Below are 13,935 nucleotides of genomic sequence, written 5' to 3'. Positions count from 1 at the left end.
ACTGAGCATTAATATTTTTTAATGAGTAACAAAAAAATGGCTATAAATTCAATATTAGTCCTTTTTCCAAGTATCCTTTTTTCATATGATTCCTATAACAATTACAAAGCTGAATCATCATCGTTAAAGCTGCTTGCTTCTGCTAAAAAACTATAGAAAAAGACACCCTTATACGAGTGTCTTTTCTGCTCTCTTTAAAGAATTTATATCAACCTCATAAGTATTCCCATATGGTCTAAGTGATGGAATCTCTTCCTTTGGCCTATAAAATAATAGTTTCAAATCATCATCTTTATACTGAACTACGAAGAAGTCATCGAATTGGTCGAATGTGTTTTGGTTGATCGTGATAAACCCTTTTTCTTGAGCAGTTGTTTTAACACTTATTCTTCGTCCATCTTTAATGACATCATATCCATGCTGATTCGTCACTTTGGATAGCTCACCATTCGTGTAAAGGACACAAAAAAATTCACCTGACCTATAAGATGTCTTAATTCAGTTGCCTTACAACCAAGAATATTCATTTCAAATCTTAACATTTCAAAGTATGCCTCATATAACTTTTTAATTTGTAAGATTCCTATTTTATCCTTCTCCTTATAGAAAAGAAGTTTCCCATTTTCCCACTCACCTACAACAGATTCACACTCTTCCCCTTTAGGTTTGTGAAAAACTAATCCTGTATAAGGATAATTTTCACCTACATACCTATAAGTTTTTTTGTTTATATATATAAACAAATTTTCATTAAACACTCTCCCTTTGTTATAACGGTTATAACAATAATCAGCAGGATTAATACTCCCTGGTTTCGTATTAAATTTTATTATTAATCTGTCCTTTATCTCTGCAGATGTTAAAGTATCACCTATTTTTTCTTTAAGAGCCTCTATAAATTGCTCATAAATAGTCAATGTAACCCTCTCCTCGTGTTTCTCAATATTTTTAGACCTAGTAGAACTTTCACTCTATAATTTGGCCTGATTGTGGAATAATATATTTAAAGTTCTTCATAATTTTTTATAACTTACTATATAAATTTTACATTTAATTAATTAAATTTCATAGACTATTAGAGTAAAATATAAATTGGAGAATTTTATTAAATGCTCAAAATAAAGATAATACTCCATTAAGAGCTCGTTTATTTAGGAAACGTGTCTTTTTTTATTGGCTTTTTAAATAAGGTAAACGTGCAGAAACATTATAAAAAGCAGGACAATAATATTAAATTAACTTCCATTCGAAGGAGTTTAAGCCTTGCATGAATGACTATAATGACTATTTGGTTGAGCAATCGATACGTTGTGCCGAAACGTCAATATATAAAAAAAAAGGATCTCTCTTTATCAAGAGAGATCCTTTTTTTACTTCTTCTTCTTTTCTGTCGGTTGGCTTTGTTTAGCGAAATTAGATGAATCATCGAAATTCGGTTGTTTTTTACCAGCATTATTACTTCTACCTTTTCCCATATGTAATGCACCTCCTCTCGTCCTTACTATTCCCAATAAAAAAATCCTCTTGCATCCAAGAGGATTTTTTGTTGTGCTATTATTAATAATGCCCAACTGTTATCGCAGTACTTCCAACACGGTCCTATCCTAACTTTTAACCATGGTGTTGATCGTGGCCATCAAGCCTATGATTATCTATCCGTCTTGGCGTTTTCCTTTAAACGTACCCTAGTCTTCGATTGCTTGATAGGCCGTAGTCCAGAAGTCTTGGATAAGATGCGATGGGGCCGGAGTGGACATCCCAACCTGGGTGAACAGAATTCCAATAAACTGTTTATCTGGATCAGCGTAAGCTGAAGTACCGGTTCCACCATCCCAGCCGAATTGACCAATAGACGCGTAGTCTCCAAGATAGGTACGCACCGCCATCCCAAAGCCCCATCCACCTTGGATCCCTTGTCCGAATGACAAATGGACGTTATTTTTGGCCAAATCGTCTCGGTATACTTGTTGTTCCGGAGTAAGACGGTTGGTGGTCATCAGCTGGACTGCGGGTCTAGACAGGATCCGTTTAGTACCGTGCATCCCTTTATTCAAAAGCATCTGCAAATACGCGTGATAATCGTCGACGGTTCCAAGCAGTCCACCACCGCCTGCTTGGAATGCTGGAGGTTTACTATAACGTCCACCCGCCCCCTCATCCCACACGATGAATTCACCTGTCTGCGGATTGGGGTTGAAGGCTGGTGGAAGCCGATCAATCTTGAGCTGAGGTACGTAGAATCCAGTGTCCTTCATTCCTAGCGGATCGAATATGCGTTCGTGCAAGAACGACTCGAACGTCTGACCCGTGACCCTGGAAACAAGAACGCCGATTACTTCTATACTGATATGATACTGCCACCGCTCTCCGGGCTGATAGCTTAGCGGAAGTCCACCTAGGCGACGCATAAACTCATCTGGATCGGGCATATCCTGCCCTGGCGTGTCGAATATCCCACTCTCGAAGAACGCGTTCATGATTGGAGAACCCATCAACGTGAGATCCACTCCGAGTCCGAATGTGGAGGTCAACAAGTCTCGTACAGTGATAGGACGCCGTGCTGGGACGGTCTCTTCTAGCGGGCCATCGGGCTGTTTCAACACTTGCCGGTCGGCGAGTTCCGGTAGCCATTTGTCTACTGGGTCGTCTAAATGCAGTTTGCACTCATCGAGCAGAACCATTACTGGTGAAACTGCGATTGGCTTGCTAGTGGACGCCAATCGAAAAATCGTGTCCCGACGCATTGGTGCACCACCATCATGCCTCATTGTTCCAAGCGCTTCGACATGCGTCTCGCCGTTTCGGCTGACTAAGGCGACGAGCCCAGGAATCTTTCCAGAATCGACATGCCGCGCCAATATATTACGCATTTTGCGCAATCTTGTTTCAGAAAAGCCCTTATTGTTTTGTCCCATTTTATTCTCCTTTAGTTTAGATTGAGATTTCTAATACATATTGACAATCAATTATTAGTTCTTCAAACAGAAAAATTCCCCTTTTTAATAATTTCGACAAAATGCATTTATATACATGGAGGCACCATGCATCACTATCAACCTAAGATAGGCTACATTTATGGGGATTTAATAATGGGGAATGCAATCATTAATAACATTGATACAGCCATAAAAAAATATGATTACAAGATTGGCGAATTGATTATGATACATCTAAAAACACCGATATTCTTTCAAACAAGTAAAAAAGCGCCCTATAACCAGGGCGCTTTACTCCAACCTAATGACTAATATTAGCAGTTGGGTATAACGTTGTTCCTCCAATTGAAACCTTTATTTCATTTGTTAATGGAACATTTTGTTCATTAATAATCGTTCTCCACCATTCCCATGCAAGACCTGTACATTCTCTTGCTACGATTTTTATATTTTTTGAATTTGGTGGAAGAGGGATAACTGTAGAGTAATGAGCCGTTTTATCTTTGCCACTACCTTCCCATGTTTTATGTGTTAGTACTTCTTTCCCATTTTGATCAAATGTGAATTCATCCCAAGATACATCAAATTGAGCAACGTAAGCACCGTAATGATCAAGTGTCATTTTAGCACTTGAATATTCTGTAGTTGTCGTCTCGATATAATCTGTATTGTTATGAACAGCAGCAGTTGCATTATCTTTTAAGAAAGTGCTTGTATATGAAATTGGGTATGCTGGATTTTTAAAACTTAATTCAGCATTATCTTTAATGATATTTCGGATTTCATTGAAATCTTTTGTAACAACCTTGTTATGCTCTTTCGCATCTCCGCCTAATACTACAGCAGTAAAGGTACTTTCTTCAAAAATATCTTTGTACTGTCCACTCGTTTCGACACTGTTATTCTTAAGTAAAGCTTTAAAAGCCGCTTGTACATCTTTACTCTTAGATGTGGTTTCTAATTTTACATAAACCGTTCTACCATAAGCTACATTTGAAACCATAACAGGTGGAGCTGAATTACTTACTCCTTTACGAGTTAACTCATCAAAAGTAACACTATTATCAAACAGATCGGATGGATTGTTAGGTAGCTCGGCACTTACGGTATAGAATATTTGCTTATATGCCGCTACCATCACTTTTTTCTCTCCATTTGAAACCGCATTAAAATCAATGTTTAGACTGTTATCAAGATATTTAGCATTAACATTAAGAGTACTTGCGATTTGTGATTTACTATAAACCATAGATTCTGTATACTGCATTCTTGCAGGTAACGTATGTGTTGTGGAATACTTTTCATTCCAAGTAGATACTAAATCGTCTACTGCTCCAGCCACATTACCATATGTCGGATTTTGGACAGTGATTGTATTTTCTTTTCTCATGCCAGGTAAGTCTATACTAATATTCAAAGGCTTTCTCTTAGCCACTAATAAACTAGGTTGATTATCTGCAAATGCTTTATTGGCAAGTTGTACAGCTCCTGGATACGTGCGATTCACTACAGAATCAATAATCGAAATATCCACTGGTGACGTTGTAAGTGATTTTTTCTCGCGTTCCACTACTACAAATTTACCATTTGAATTGATACTTTCTTTCGGAACAAAACTCTCTACTTTATCACCATTTACAGCTAAAACCTCTTGATTATTATATTTAAGGTTTGCTATACCAGTATCAATGCTACTAGCATTTTTATTTATATCATTTGCATTAACGATTTGTGTTTCTGCAAAAGAAATAGACGAATAATGAATCGTGCATAGACTAACTAATAAACATGCAAGGAACTTTCTTTTTTTGGTATTTTTCTTATTATTCAGAAAAATCACCCCGTTCTTTTTTTAATAAGATATAATAATAGATTGATACACGATAGCTAATTAATAAACTTACATAAATGCTTTTAAAAGCTCTTGGACTAAAGGAATTACTCCACCTAAAAATTTTAAAACTGCCATTGCGATTTCCATATAACTTCCTCCTCTTTGCTGTATTAAGATGTGTTGTATATTTATGCTTTCATTATAATAAGCTTTTACATTTGCATCAATTCATTTTTATATGCAATATTTCATATTGAGGAAAAGCAACTTTTTCTGTCAGGGTGATGGTGGTACTATTCTTATTGACAATATTTCAATCTCTATAAAAATATCAGAATTTTCAAATTCTAAAAGGTTATGAACGAAACAACCTCGAATAATTGTAATAAATATACATAAGGAGGTTGATCTATTTTGTTTCGTTCTTTTACAAATGGTTGCGTCGCCTTAGTGCAACGTTTCTTGCCAGAGCCGTTTATTTTATCATGTTTATTAACTGTTTTTGTAATCTTCTTCGGCATGTTTGCAACGCATCAAACGCCGGTGGAAATGATCACTCATTGGGGTGATGGAATTTGGGGACTGCTCGCCTTTTCTATGCAAATGGCACTTGTACTCGTGACAGGATCTGCTTTAGCAAACGCGCCTCTTATTAAAAAAGGATTAACGAAAGCGGCAAAACTACCAAAAACGAATGGACAAGGTATTATTGCCATTTCAATCGTAAGTTTACTAGGGGCATACATAAACTGGGGATTTGGTATTGTTGTATCTGTTTTATATGCAAAAGAAGTGGCAAGGCAGCTGGAAGGATTAGATTATAGACTAGCCATTGCCTCTTCTTACTCTGGATTTCTTATTTGGCATGCGGGGCTTTCTGCTTCTATTCCTCTTACGCTAGCAACAGGCGGCGAAACGTTAATTAAAACGACAGCTGGCAGTATTAAAGAAGCGATCCCAATAACAGAAACGTTATTCTCACCATACGCACTTGTACCAGTTATTATTTTTCTCGTTACAATGCCTCTCATTAATAAAGCGATGCATCCAGATGAAAAACATACGATAACGGTAGATCCTAGCGTATTCCATGAAGAAGCTGCCGCTCAAGAAGTAGGGAACAATACGTTCGCTGAAAAAATGGAAAATAGCATCATTATTACACTTTGTGTTGGATTGTTAGGTCTCATTTATATTTTCAATTACTTTTATACGAAAGGCTTTAACCTTACTCTCGATATCGTGATTTTTATGTTATTAATTGCAGGTCTTATCTTCCACCGTACGCCGATTCAATACATTCGCGCTTTTTCAGATTCTACGAAAAGTGCTTCTGGTATTTTACTTCAATTTCCGTTTTACGCAGGAATTATGGGGATGATGATTGGGGCAAATAGTGAAGGACTTTCACTTGGAGGAGCTATTTCTAATTTCTTTATTAGCATTTCAAACGAAACGACTTTTCCGCTCTTTACTTTTTTAAGTGCTGGCATCGTTAATATTTTCGTTCCATCTGGTGGCGGTCAATGGGCTGTGCAAGCACCCATTATGATTCCAGCTGGCGCTGAACTTGGTGTACCTGCTGCAAAAACAGCAATGGCAATTGCGTGGGGCGATGCTTGGACGAATTTAATTCAACCTTTCTGGGCATTACCGGCATTAGCAATAGCTGGTTTAGGTGCTCGTGATATTATGGGATTTTGCGTTGTTAACTTACTATATGCAGGTTTTATCATTAGTCTATGTTTCTTATTTATCTAAACGAAAAGCTAGTTTTATACTAGCTTTTTTACATAATAAATTATTTATTTCCCATGCAATTTATAATGTTCTTCCACTCTATATCCGTAAGATTTAATGCCTTAAATGCAAAAAAATCTACACATACTTTTTCAATTAAATGTGGATTGTTCTTAAGGAAATTCCACTGTAACACTTTAGGAAGAAAATATGTATCATATTCTTTACTTCCCCTTACCACCTCATCAACTTCTCTTTCACAAATCCCTCTTATTAAATAATCATTTCTTAATTGAATCTGCATTTGTTGAAACGTTTCACTACATTTTTTCAATTGAAGTAAACATGTAATATACGTCCGAAAAAGTTCGTTATCATACTGACAACACTTTATAATACGATCGATTTCATTCATAATGTACGAGCCTTTTCTTCTATTTGTAATAACCACTTTTCCCGCTTCTCTCGTTTACTCGTTTTTACAGATTGAAAAACTGACCGCTTTATATCGCGAATGCCGCAAAAACGTAAAACACCTCTCTTCATCATAATCCAATCGGCTGATCGATATAATAATGCGACGTACCATAACGGTGAATCTAACGTATTAATTACCCATGCCTTCTTACCTTTCAATAAACCTTTCGGCAGGGCTCCTTCATATTTATAAGCAAATCCAGCAACGAAAATGCGATCAATAAACCCTTTTAAAATAGCTGGCATGCCCCACCACCATATTGGATAAATGAAAAGAAGAGTATCTGCTTCTTCCACTAATGTTCTGTAACGAGCTGTTTCTTCTTCATTTACTAAATCACGTCTTTTCTTCTCTTCATTAAATACAAGAACCGGATCAAATTTTTCTTTATATAAATCAAGTACCGTAACCGAATGGTTTGTTTCTTGCAATCCTTTTTGCACATGCTTTAAAATCGCCGCATTAAAACTGGAAGGACTAGGATGAGCGTATACAATTAGTACATTCACTACAAAACAACTCCCTCTATAAGTTAAAGTTTCCCCTTCTTTAACATTCTCTCTACAATTTGCACGTTTTTTGAGCTTTGTAATAAACGGTTTAATACGGTCAATAACTCTTCCTTTTCTAAATCTTTCAATTTCTCTTTCACCGTACTCTCACCAGCACTTTGAATATCATAAACAACTGCCGCCATATGTTTACAATAATTTTCATATGGACATTCGCAGCTACTTTCTGTAAAATCTTCAAGATCAATAATCACTTCATAGTTTCCTGCATTTCCAGTAACGAAAGCAAATATTTTCTTGTCTTGTATTTCAACATCATCTACATGTCCTTCTTCATAATATTCATATCCTTTATCCATAATGTACTTAGGAATCCATTTCGTTATATCATGTAATAAGTAAGCGTACATAACAACACCTCTTCCTTTAATTCCCTTTTGACTTCTAGAGCCACTGCATGTTATTCTAATAACTGTCAAATAGCAAGTCTATATGACAAAACGACTGACACCTATTCGGCGAAGGTGTCTCTTTTCATTTGCAGCCGATATGAAGTGCCTCTTTCAGGCACATTCAATCTTTGACACTACACACTCAACACCATTCCCTGTATCAGGCTGCTTAAGCAGTCTTTTACTCTACATACTTCAAAAAAAAGAGAGCTCAGCTCCCTTTTCTCGCCTTATAAAATACCCCTTTTTCAGTATAGAGATATTCATCAGCTAATGTAATTTTCCCATCCAGTTTCAGTTCATCTAATAGTCTTGATAAATAAAATTGATGTAACATCTTTTTCGTGAATTTTCCTTCATGATGCGAAACGATATGTTCTTGAATATCTAACAATGATATTGGCTTATCTTGCTCTATCATATATTCATAAACTGTACTACGCAGTTTTACGTATTTTTCGAGTGTCACAGTACTTCGCAACCCCTTTCTTCTTAATATAAATTTTCGTAATCGGTTTTTTTGCAACAAAAAAACCTCTCCGATAAGAAGAAGTTACGTATATATCTTCGTCTTATCTCCCAGAACAAATATGTTCTGCTGGAATTAGCACCTGCATCGCGGTTGCTGGGTTTCATCGGGCCAGTCCCTCCACCTCTCTGGATAAGAAAATATTCACTTAATTCTTACTATACGTAATTTCATTTCAATTGTCAAACAAATATAACAAATAATATTTTCTTCTTTACTGTTCATACTATACATATATGAGTATGCAAGGAGGAATATGAAATGCACGAAAATGCTCGCGGATATGTACAAGATTCTTTTCAATCATTACAAGAAGCAAAACATTGTTTAGAAGCAGCACTACAGACTGTTGAAAAAGATTTTAATCGCGCACGTATTGAACAATCCCTTTATGCGATCGAACAAGCTATTCAACGCTGCGATTACACCGTTCACATTTTAGAACAAGATTGAAAAAACTTCCCATCATAAGGTGGGAAGTTTTTTCAAATGGCATACTTCATAATTATTACCGTTATGATTAAAAAATATACAGAATTAGCAATTTCTAAAATCCCTACTTTTATAATAGAAATCTTTTTGCCGTACAACATAATTGCTCGAATGACACTCGGTATGAAGATAAGAGAGCACCACGGATTGATAGCAAATACGATGATTGTTAATAGAATATGGTAACCCCATGATATAAGACGATACTTCGGGTTATTTTTCTCACGAATCATCGTTTTCACATAAAACGTACTTCCTAAAAAATATAAAAATGATATAAGCGCAATAAATAGTGCTGTTTTATCTATAAGTTTCATTGAAAAATAATAACTAACTAAACCACCAATACAGAAAACAATAATCGCACTAATGTCATTTAGTAATGCTCTTTCATTCTTTTGACGAGCGTAATACATATTTACTATAAAGAATAGAATCATGACTGCTACGAATAAAAGAATGCGCCATTCATATAATAGAGAGATCATCCCAAATACGAAAGCGATGATAAAATATACAATTGCTGCATGTAAAAACTCTTTTTTTCGTCTTTGCTTTATGTACGTAAGAAATGGATACGTAGCTAAATAGATAAAGAACCACGCTAAAAACAATGGAATATGATACATAGTAGGTTTCCCAAGTATGACACTTAATAGAAACGGTATAACGAGCATGGCCCATGCACCGTGTTGCTTCGGAATAACTAACTTCATTAACTATACACCTCCTCTTTGAAAATAGTTCTCACCTATTATTATACAAATAATTTTATATAGTAACGGATATATATTGGACTATTTTTTGACAATAAAAAATGCTCCTTACAATATGTAAGAAGCATGAAAGAGGCAAACGAATATGTAAGTCGCGACCCTACCTTATATGAGTATGCTTTTCTATGCCATGTTATGCTTATCTAATATGCCATATTTCTTTTTAAATCTTGTAAGAATCGTAATCCAAGACGTACTAAATAGTAGTAAGAAAATAACATTCGAAATCGCATGGCTCAAATCGAAATAAAAACTTGCGATATAATACGAAACGACAGCTTCCCACGTTGCCTCACGTATAAACCCGAGAAGCCCCCACAAGTTCATAATCCAGCCAAATAAAAATCCAACAAACAATCCGTATAGAAGTCTTCCCCATAACTTTTTCATTAAAAATGTATTACGTAATAATCCAGCTATAAAACCAATCATCCCCCAAGAAAACATTTGCCACGGCGTCCACGGACCTTGTCCTAAAAAAATGTTAGACACGATAGCAGCGGTTGCCCCGATCATAAAACCAGTTTCACTCCCAAACACGATTGCAGAAACGATAATGACAAAAGAAGTCGGCTGTACACTTGGTAAAAGAGAAAATGGTACGCGGCTAACTGCTGCAATTGCTGCTAACACAGCAACGAGAACAATTTCACGTGAAACAAACGCTTGTCTTTCAAAGCGGATATAGAACGGTAACATAATAACAACTAATAAAAACAAACTACTTAACATGTAATAGCCGTCCATGATAAGTGTCGTAAAGAGTAATGTGCCTATTATTACTGCAAAAATACATATTATGAATGCAACATATCGTTTGGACACGCTTCGTACACATCCTCCCACGTTAATGCATATGGCAATTCTTTTCGAATGAATCGATTGATAGATGTTGTATAAAAGAAGTTACCACTAAAAAATTCTTTCGGTGCATCATTCATAATGACTGCTCCGTCAAATAACATCATACATTGATCAACGTATTTTGCTGCAAATTCAATATCATGCGTTGCCATTACAATTGTTGTACCTTCTTTTTGCAACTTCCTAAATAGTTCTCCTACTCTTTCTTTCTTCCATGGATCTAGCCCCTTTGTCGGTTCATCCAGCAATAATAACGTTGGCTTTGATAATAATGTCGTACATAACGCAAGTAATTGTTGCTCTCCTCCGCTACAATCGTGCGGATGGCGTTCTTTAAGCGAGTACAACCAAAACTGTTTTAGCGTATCTTCTGCTATTTCTTTTCCTTGTTCTCCGTATAATTCACGTGCACGTTCATACACCTCATCCCACACTGTATCAAATGTAAAATGATAATATGGATGCTGCGATACATACCCAATACTTTTAAATCGTTCTTTCGAATCAATTTTATGTATCACTTTCCCATTCCACTTTACTTTCCCTCTTCTCGCTTTTTGCAATCCAGCTAAAAGCGTTAACAGTGTAGATTTACCTGTACCATTTTTTCCAACGAGTGCTACCCATTTTCCTTTTTCAATCGATACGGTTAAATCTCGTAAAATAAGTGGACTACTTTTTTCATATTGGAATGAAATATGCTCTCCACTTAAAATGACTTCTTGCTTTTCACTTTGTACCATTGGCTCACTCACATATGATATCTCTGAAAAGTTATTCAGTTTCATTTGTGCTTCTCGCACTGTAAACGGAATATCTTCCGCGTTCCATTCTAAAAACAATCTTGGAATTTGCGGAATAAACGGACGGAACTTTTCAACTTCCCACATGTTCGCTATAACCGTTTTAGGACTACCATCATACACGATTCGGCCATTGTTCATACAAATAACGCGCGTCGCAAGTGGTATCACTTCATCTAAGCGATGTTCACTTAAAACGATCGTAATTCCAAGTTCTTCGTTAATACGTTTTAACAATCCTAAAAACTCTTTCGCCGCAATGGGATCTAACTGCGCCGTTGGTTCATCTAATAATAATAATTTCGGCTGCATAACTAATACCGCAGCTAAATTGACAAGTTGTTTTTGTCCACCAGATAACGTATGAACAGATTGATGCAATAAATCTTGAAATCCTAAGAAGCTAATAAGCTCTGCGATTCGTTTTTGAATAATATGTGATGGTAACCCGATATTTTCTAAAGAAAATGCTAATTCTTGAATAACTGTATCCATTACGAGCTGATTTTCTGGATTTTGAAATACCATGCCAATTTCTTGTGCAGATAATAAATCAGGTACTTCCTCTAATACAACGTCATCATAAAAAATTTCTCCTGAGCGTGTACCGATTGGAAGTAATTCCTTTTTAAAATGTTTTAATAAAGTCGTCTTCCCGGATCCTGATCCGCCAGCAATTGTAATAAACTCTCCTTTTTGAATAGAAAGAGAAATATGCTGTAACGCTTTTTCGTTTTCATCAGCATATACAAATGATAAATTGTTTATTTCTGCATGCGCCACCATAGCCATTCCCTTCCTTCCATTATAATTGGTAGACTAATAAACATCGTAAATACGCCAAACATCATTCCATCGTATTGCTGAAATAGAATAGATTCGACTTTCGGATAAATGATTAACTTTCCTCCGCCATACGTACTACATATAATAGCAACTATAAATAAAATACTTAAATAACTGAGCGTGTACCAATCGCGTTTTTCCATTCTATACCGAATATATGTCGTACGCTTCGTTACACCAAATCCACGAGCTTGCATAGAATCTGCTGTTTGCAGTGCATCTTCTAATGAACAAATTAATAATACTTGCAGCAATTGCATACCATTTTTCACTCTTTCAACAATTGAGCCTGCATCTACTTGTACACCTTTTGTCTTTTGGACAAGTGTTATTTTCTGTAATCGCCTCATAAACAAAGGAACAAACCTCACCGTAATCATCGTTAACAATGCTACTTTCGGTGAAATTCTAGAAAACAAATATAAAAATTTATGACTTGAAATAATATCATTATACGAAGCAAACGTAAACATAATCGCCACTAGTAATAACCCCATTACTAGCCCAAACATAATTGCCTCAAGTTTAATACGACTATCACCTAACCAAAATAACGTAGTTCGCCCTCTATGTGTTAATAACGAATTAAATAAAATGACCATAAAAAAGAATACAATTGTGCTTGGTAACATCTTTCTTATCTTTTCGCTATTCCCTTGCATCACATTTAAAATAACGATTAATAGAATTACTCCAATTAAAAAAAGAGGATGAAGACACATCATACATAGTATCATCACCCCGATATAATAGAAAAAATTCACAAAAGGATGTAAAGAAGAAAAACTTATTTTCATAGTCCTTTACCGAATGCCTTTCTTATTTTAATACATACACCCACTCAATTGTATCTCCTGGTTTAACTGTTACTACACCTGCACTATGGTTTGGAAACGCACCGTTCACACGATATTTCCATCCACTAGTATCTGTAATATCTTTTTCATATAAATCATTAATACCTTTTACGTAAATATCACCTTTAGAGCCCATTGCATCCACATCTAAACCTGTACGTTGTAATACTTTATAAACCGTATCGCCTTCTTGTACATCCATTTTTTTCGCACCTAATAAGTAACCCTTATTACCTTTTACTGAGATAGTAACTTGTTTTGCTTGTGGTTTTGGTGGTGGAACTGGGTCTGGTTTTCGTTGTTCAGAATTTGGAACAGTCGGAGTCGGTATCGTTTTCTCCTCTTTATTCGGATCAGCCTTTTGCTCCTGCTTCGTTGTTTCTTTCGGTTGATTCACAACCTTCGCTTCTTCTTTTACTTCAGGTGCTTTCGGTTGTTGCTCTTGTTGTTTCTCTTCTTGTGCTTTTTGCTGTTCTGGTTGCTTAGCAGCAGGCTGTTCCTGAGGTTTTTCTTCTTTCTTTACTTCCAGTTGTGCCTGTGGCTTTTCTTCTTTCGGCTTCTCTTCTACTTTTTGTTCTTGTTTCTCTTTCTGTTCTTCCTGCTTATTTTGCTCTTGTTCAGCTTGTTTTTCCTCCGGCTTTTCTTCCGGTTTCGCTTCATCTTTTTTCTCTTCTTGTTTTGCTACCTCTTCTTGCTTTGGTTCTACTTTCTTCTCAGGCTTTACAGCTGCCTCTTCACATCCGGCAAGTAGCCCAAGTGAAAGCATTAAAGAAATAAACCACTTCATCTTACTCATGTTGTCTCTCACCTTTCATA

At 36.0% G+C, this 13,935-nt stretch carries 13 protein-coding genes, 1 pseudogene and 1 riboswitch; of the genes and pseudogenes, 2 read left to right on the top strand and 12 right to left on the bottom strand.

Annotated features, from left to right (window positions below):
* Window positions 1-168 precede the first annotated feature (168 nt).
* The 3 genes and pseudogenes from ACUXEY_RS02050 to alo form a co-directional block, all read right to left on the bottom strand.
* Window positions 169-917: pseudogene (locus ACUXEY_RS02050) on the bottom strand (DUF7225 domain-containing protein).
* Between the two features lie 768 nt (window positions 918-1,685).
* Entirely contained in the window at window positions 1,686-2,915 is a 1,230-nt protein-coding gene (locus tag ACUXEY_RS02045) for a serine hydrolase domain-containing protein (protein WP_461299961.1), read from the bottom strand.
* Between the two features lie 322 nt (window positions 2,916-3,237).
* Window positions 3,238-4,776: an anthrolysin O/cereolysin O family cholesterol-dependent cytolysin Alo gene (alo, locus tag ACUXEY_RS02040; RefSeq protein WP_461299960.1), complete on the bottom strand. Its 1,539-nt coding sequence runs from the start codon at window positions 4,774-4,776 to the stop codon at window positions 3,238-3,240.
* Window positions 4,777-5,184: 408 nt separating this feature from the next.
* Here alo and ACUXEY_RS02035 point away from each other — a divergent pair, with 408 nt between their 5' ends.
* Entirely contained in the window at window positions 5,185-6,531 is a 1,347-nt protein-coding gene (locus ACUXEY_RS02035; RefSeq protein WP_098521491.1) for a short-chain fatty acid transporter, read from the top strand.
* A 40-nt stretch (window positions 6,532-6,571) separates the two neighbouring features.
* Here ACUXEY_RS02035 and ACUXEY_RS02030 read toward each other — a convergent pair whose 3' ends face one another.
* The 4 genes from ACUXEY_RS02030 to ACUXEY_RS02015 all read right to left on the bottom strand — a co-directional run bounded on the left by ACUXEY_RS02030 (window position 6,572) and on the right by ACUXEY_RS02015 (window position 8,481).
* A complete protein-coding gene (locus ACUXEY_RS02030) occupies window positions 6,572-6,925 on the bottom strand; it encodes a group-specific protein (protein ID WP_166703336.1) in 354 nt (117 codons plus the stop codon).
* The gene (locus ACUXEY_RS02025; protein ID WP_166703335.1) at window positions 6,922-7,497 is read right to left on the bottom strand and encodes an NAD(P)H-dependent oxidoreductase; all 576 of its coding nucleotides are present in this window, start codon (window positions 7,495-7,497) and stop codon (window positions 6,922-6,924) included. The genes ACUXEY_RS02030 and ACUXEY_RS02025 overlap by 4 nt, the downstream gene beginning before the upstream one ends.
* A 23-nt stretch (window positions 7,498-7,520) precedes the next feature.
* Window positions 7,521-7,910, bottom strand: a complete 390-nt coding sequence (locus ACUXEY_RS02020; protein ID WP_461299959.1) for an SWIM zinc finger family protein — start codon at window positions 7,908-7,910, stop codon at window positions 7,521-7,523.
* Between the two features lie 253 nt (window positions 7,911-8,163).
* Window positions 8,164-8,481, bottom strand: coding sequence for a hypothetical protein (locus ACUXEY_RS02015; RefSeq protein WP_142952361.1), 318 nt, complete (start codon window positions 8,479-8,481; stop codon window positions 8,164-8,166).
* 40 nt (window positions 8,482-8,521) lie between these two features.
* Window positions 8,522-8,620: riboswitch (SAM riboswitch) on the bottom strand.
* 122 nt (window positions 8,621-8,742) lie between these two features.
* On the opposite strand from ACUXEY_RS02015, the gene ACUXEY_RS02010 reads away from it, so the two are divergent.
* Window positions 8,743-8,934: a hypothetical protein gene (locus ACUXEY_RS02010; RefSeq protein WP_000544998.1), complete on the top strand. Its 192-nt coding sequence runs from the start codon at window positions 8,743-8,745 to the stop codon at window positions 8,932-8,934.
* A gap of 32 nt (window positions 8,935-8,966) precedes the next feature.
* Here the strand turns inward: ACUXEY_RS02010 and ACUXEY_RS02005 are convergent, their stop codons facing one another.
* The 5 genes from ACUXEY_RS02005 to ACUXEY_RS01985 all read right to left on the bottom strand — a co-directional run bounded on the left by ACUXEY_RS02005 (window position 8,967) and on the right by ACUXEY_RS01985 (window position 13,915).
* A complete protein-coding gene (locus ACUXEY_RS02005) occupies window positions 8,967-9,689 on the bottom strand; it encodes a YwiC-like family protein (protein ID WP_461299958.1) in 723 nt (240 codons plus the stop codon).
* A 183-nt stretch (window positions 9,690-9,872) separates the two neighbouring features.
* Window positions 9,873-10,574 carry an ECF transporter S component gene (locus tag ACUXEY_RS02000; protein ID WP_166703332.1) on the bottom strand — a complete coding sequence of 234 codons (702 nt, stop codon included), beginning with the start codon at window positions 10,572-10,574 and terminating at the stop codon, window positions 9,873-9,875.
* Window positions 10,547-12,208 (bottom strand): ABC transporter ATP-binding protein, encoded by a 1,662-nt coding sequence (locus tag ACUXEY_RS01995; RefSeq protein ID WP_461299957.1) that lies wholly within the window; start codon window positions 12,206-12,208, stop codon window positions 10,547-10,549. The genes ACUXEY_RS02000 and ACUXEY_RS01995 overlap by 28 nt, the downstream gene beginning before the upstream one ends.
* Entirely contained in the window at window positions 12,181-13,059 is an 879-nt protein-coding gene (locus ACUXEY_RS01990; RefSeq protein ID WP_429602576.1) for an energy-coupling factor transporter transmembrane component T, read from the bottom strand. Before ACUXEY_RS01990 ends, ACUXEY_RS01995 begins: the two co-directional genes overlap by 28 nt.
* A 22-nt stretch (window positions 13,060-13,081) precedes the next feature.
* Window positions 13,082-13,915: a DUF4430 domain-containing protein gene (locus ACUXEY_RS01985; RefSeq protein ID WP_461299956.1), complete on the bottom strand. Its 834-nt coding sequence runs from the start codon at window positions 13,913-13,915 to the stop codon at window positions 13,082-13,084.
* Window positions 13,916-13,935: the final 20 nt, after the last annotated feature.

It is taken from the genome of Bacillus sp. F9_6S_D1_P_5 (assembly GCF_054823925.1).
This window is presented reverse-complemented; position numbering and strand designations above follow the sequence as displayed.

Excerpts from the sequence above, each read along its gene's own strand:
- ACUXEY_RS02045 (WP_461299961.1), bottom strand. The coding sequence starts at position 2,915 with ATGGGACAAAACAATAAGGGCTTTTCTGAAACAAGATTGCGCAAAATG.
- ACUXEY_RS02030 (WP_166703336.1), bottom strand. The coding sequence starts at position 6,925 with ATGAATGAAATCGATCGTATTATAAAGTGTTGTCAGTATGATAACGAA.
- ACUXEY_RS02020 (WP_461299959.1), bottom strand. The coding sequence starts at position 7,910 with ATGTACGCTTACTTATTACATGATATAACGAAATGGATTCCTAAGTAC.
- ACUXEY_RS02010 (WP_000544998.1), top strand. The coding sequence starts at position 8,743 with ATGCACGAAAATGCTCGCGGATATGTACAAGATTCTTTTCAATCATTA.
- ACUXEY_RS02005 (WP_461299958.1), bottom strand. The coding sequence starts at position 9,689 with ATGAAGTTAGTTATTCCGAAGCAACACGGTGCATGGGCCATGCTCGTT.
- ACUXEY_RS01995 (WP_461299957.1), bottom strand. The coding sequence starts at position 12,208 with ATGGCTATGGTGGCGCATGCAGAAATAAACAATTTATCATTTGTATAT.
- ACUXEY_RS01990 (WP_429602576.1), bottom strand. The coding sequence starts at position 13,059 with ATGAAAATAAGTTTTTCTTCTTTACATCCTTTTGTGAATTTTTTCTAT.
- ACUXEY_RS01985 (WP_461299956.1), bottom strand. The coding sequence starts at position 13,915 with ATGAGTAAGATGAAGTGGTTTATTTCTTTAATGCTTTCACTTGGGCTA.